Genomic DNA, 1,242 nt, shown 5'->3' on the forward strand with positions numbered 1-1,242 from the left:
TTGAGATAACCGTAGATGTAAAGCTTCAGAAGGACTGCCGGATGATAGGAGGGCCGGCCCGTCTCCTTCGCGATCACGCGCTCAAACCCCATTCCATGCAGGTCGAGCGCCTCGACGAACGCATCGATCACATGGACCGCGTTGTCCTCGCTTACCCAATCCTCCAGGCATTCCGGCAACAGCGTCAGCTGGGATCTGTCCGCGCCTTCAACGAAGCGTCCCATCCGTATCCCCCAATCAGGAAACGGAGCAATCGTAGCCGACTCGTGGCTTTTCACACAGCCAGGATCATCAACCGCCCCCCAGCACCCAATCGGGAACGGGCTTTCCGTTCGCTCGAAGGCGGTCTAGGCCTACAATTGTTCTATCGAGCAGAAGCTGCCAGTGGGACAAGCTCGCTCTCCAAATCAGGGTTGTGCTCGCCCGTCTTAGTCTTCACGACCACGTACGCTTCGGCGAGCTCGGACTTGGAGATACCGTGTAGTGCGGCAAAGCCGAAAACCAATCGCGGCGATACGTCGGTAAAGAACGCTGCAACGTGGACTGGCCATTCGCTGATCTCGGCCCGCGCAATGCATTGGTGAAGGATTGCCGCGCTGATATCCCGCTTGAAAGGTGCGTTGACGGTAGCCAACACAAGCTTATCCACGGCCGAACTACCTTCAGCCGAGCCAATATAGTGTCCCCTGTCCGCCACGAAATCCATCTGACTAATATAGGATTTTTCTCAACTTAGTCGACCTTTGGTCGACCAGTAGGTTAAAGTTTCCCGACTGACCCAAGCCGCGTAAATAGCTGATTGTTCCACCAATTTGGCACAGCCGGCTCGATCCCCCCACCCCGACCAACGGAAGCCGAGCTGTGCTGGACGCAGGTCCACTGGGCATCACGGCGGCAAAGCTTGGCATTTGCCGCCCGCCCCCGAAACGTCCGCCTCCGGGACCCGGGTCTCCCGCCGGTGCGCCGCCCGCAAGGACGCCATGTAACGAGCACATAACCCGTCCGCTCGGCTCTTCGGGACCCGATCCAAGCGAGTTTACCTTCTCTTGTCTCATCCCCAGCGCAAATGATGATCCGGGGTCATCACAAAGCTCGGACGTCTCACCTTCGGACGTCGGAGCCTTAGCCGGCCACAAAGCGTCTGACGGGCATTCCCTCTGCCGTGGTCGGGAATGGGCCGCTGGGGGCTCTGCGACGCAGGCTTCGGCGCAGGGAAAAGCAGCAGCTCCAGGTCTTCGTCGG

2 protein-coding genes are annotated in these 1,242 nt (G+C 59.2%); both read right to left on the reverse strand.

Going from position 1 to position 1,242, the window contains the following annotated elements:
- Positions 1-224: transposase (locus AC5ZGW_RS46315; RefSeq protein ID WP_496114174.1), on the reverse strand; the 224-nt coding region annotated here is incomplete at its 3' end.
- Between the two features lie 140 nt (positions 225-364).
- Entirely contained in the window at positions 365-649 is a 285-nt protein-coding gene (locus AC5ZGW_RS46320) for a hypothetical protein (RefSeq protein ID WP_165421627.1), read from the reverse strand.
- Positions 650-1,242 lie beyond the last annotated feature (593 nt).

The organism is Bradyrhizobium sp. Crot121 (genome assembly GCF_059512385.1).